The sequence below is a fragment of the Archangium sp. genome (genome assembly GCF_036389735.1).
GTDB lineage: Bacteria > Myxococcota > Myxococcia > Myxococcales > Myxococcaceae > Archangium.
On sequence record NZ_DASVWK010000271.1, the window covers coordinates 1 to 2,179 of the forward strand.

The window sequence follows — 2,179 nt, forward strand, 5'->3', positions numbered from 1 at the left end:
CGGCGAGCAGCTCGTTCTGGTGACCGTCCGGGTCCCAGTAATAGCCACGGGTGAGCGTGTGGTACGTCTTGAGGCGCAGGCCCTCGGGGTCGCGCGACAGCAGCACCGCGCAGGCCGAGTCGCTGCACACGTTGTAGACGACCTCGCGCTTGATGCCCTCGGGGAAGACGTCCGCGTTGACGCACAGGGCGTACTTCAGGTCCTCCATCTCCATGACGGCGTGGGCCAGCCACACCGCGTGGGACAGGGACACGCAGCCCAGCTCGCTCAGGCCCACCGTGCGCGCGTTCGTCAGGCCCAGCTCGTCCTGGAGGCGCGTGCTGGAGAAGCGGAACAGCCCCAGGTGCGCGTTCTCCCCCGTGGGGTACTCGGCCAGCGCCTCGCCGCGCGGCACCAGGGAGCTGGTGGGCAGCACGCTCGCGTTGATGAGCAGCCCCACCTCCAGCGGATCCACCCCATGGCGCTCCAGCAGCGCCTTGAGGGTGACCGAGGCCAGCTGCGTGGCCGGCACGTTCGACACCCGGCAGTCACCAAAGCCGAAGTCCCGCATGGTGTCGGGCGTGCTGACGAGGCGTCCTTCCGCCGCGAGCTGCTCGAGGCCGACCTGCCGCTCCGGCAGCGTGTAGTGGATGCCGTGGATGCGAATCGAAGAAGACGGGTTCATGAGTACACGAGGGCCAACAGGTGGTTCCGGCTGGCCAGGAAGGTGAAGGCGAACTCCTGGGCCACGGGCTGGCGCAGCCGCAGCACCCCCTCGCCCAGCTCGGGCTCCAGGGTGAGCAGCGGCACGGGCGTGGGCGGGCGGAGGGCCTTGTAGAGCGCTTCCTTCAGCAGCCACAGCCGCGAGGCCAGTCCTGGCTCGCGCTCGCAGCGGGCCCGCTCGGCGGGCGTGAGGAAGAGGTGCCACAGGCGCTCGGGGATGGGGGCCTCGGGCTCCACGTCCACCCCGACCCGGCCGCGTGGGGCCACGGCCACCACCGACAGGGCACGCGCATGGCTGAGCGAGACCGCCAGGGGGCTCACCCCCTCCGGCAGCCGCAGCCGGGGCTCGCCCTGGGGACCCGGCAGCACCTCCACCTGACGGGGTGCGCAGTCCGGGCCGAGCAGCTCCCGCGCCACCTGCTTGCACACGCGGCGCCCGCGCAGCCACTCGGGCTGACGGTGCGAGGGCAGTACCTCGAACAGGGCCCGCTCCCTCTCGGAGAGCTCCTCCGTCCCGGGCACGCCGCCCAGCGGGGCCTCCAACACGCCAAGGCCCACTTCCCCCCAACGCAGGAAGGTGAACCCCGTCGGATCAGTGTTCCCCCTGTCCTGGGCTGCCCCGGCGTGCATGCATTCTGTGTAAAGTACGACTGTCCGACAGGCAAGAGTACCCAGATTTTTCAACAAAAACGGAGAAATCCACATTGGCGGAAAACAACATCTTCGCGCGGATCATTCGCGGTGAAATCCCCTGCCACAAGGTCTGGGAGGACGAGAAGCACCTGGCCTTCCTGGACATCCGGCCGGTGCAGCCCGGACACACGCTGGTGATTCCGAAGGCGGACGGGGACTACCTCTTCGAGCTGGAGCCCCAGCGTTACGTGGAGCTGATGCAGGCGGTGCGTACGGTGGCGCGGCTGCTCAAGGAGCGCACCGGGTGCCAGCGGGTGGTGGAGGTGGTGCTGGGCTACGAGGTGCCGCACGCGCACGTGCACCTGATTCCCACCCGGTCCATGGCGGATCTCCCGCCCATCATGGGCACCCCGGCGGACCACGCGGAGCTGGCGGCCCTGGCCGCGCGCCTGCGGCAGGGAGCGTGAGCATGGCGCACACGGGGAGAGCGGCGGAGGACATCCAGCGCTGGTTGGTGGAGCGGGTGGCGGGCTTCCTGGAGCTGACGCCCGCGGACATCGACGTGCGGGCGCCCTTCCAGCACTACGGGCTCGACTCGATGGAGCAGCTGCGCATCATCGGCGAGTTGGAGACCTGGCTCCAGCGCGAGTTCGAGGAGACGCTGCTGCGCCAGTACCCCACCATCGAGTCGGTGTCGGCCTTCCTGGCGAAGGCCGACTGAGAACGAGCGCCGCGCGGGGAGCGCGGCGCCCGTCGGGCGGGACTCAGGCGGCGCGGATGTCGCCGTTCTTCTCGGCCTCGCGGTACAGCTCCTCCACCGCCTCGCCGAACTTCTTGAGCACGT

General features: G+C 69.8%; 4 protein-coding genes. 2 read left to right on the forward strand and 2 right to left on the reverse strand.

The window, feature by feature from the left end:
* Together VF794_RS09755 and VF794_RS09760 are read right to left on the reverse strand one after the other, a co-directional pair.
* On the reverse strand, positions 1–664 hold a 664-nt coding region (locus VF794_RS09755; RefSeq protein WP_331109044.1), incomplete at its 3' end, for a hypothetical protein.
* A complete protein-coding gene (locus VF794_RS09760) occupies positions 661–1,248 on the reverse strand; it encodes a 4'-phosphopantetheinyl transferase family protein (protein WP_331109046.1) in 588 nt (195 codons plus the stop codon). The genes VF794_RS09755 and VF794_RS09760, both read right to left, overlap by 4 nt.
* 158 nt (positions 1,249–1,406) lie before the next feature.
* Here VF794_RS09760 and VF794_RS09765 point away from each other — a divergent pair, with 158 nt between their 5' ends.
* A complete protein-coding gene (locus tag VF794_RS09765) occupies positions 1,407–1,802 on the forward strand; it encodes an HIT family protein (RefSeq protein ID WP_331109048.1) in 396 nt (131 codons plus the stop codon).
* 2 nt (positions 1,803–1,804) lie between these two features.
* Positions 1,805–2,056 carry an acyl carrier protein gene (locus VF794_RS09770; protein WP_331109050.1) on the forward strand — a complete coding sequence of 84 codons (252 nt, stop codon included), beginning with the start codon at positions 1,805–1,807 and terminating at the stop codon, positions 2,054–2,056.
* The last annotated feature ends 123 nt before the right edge of the window (positions 2,057–2,179 follow it).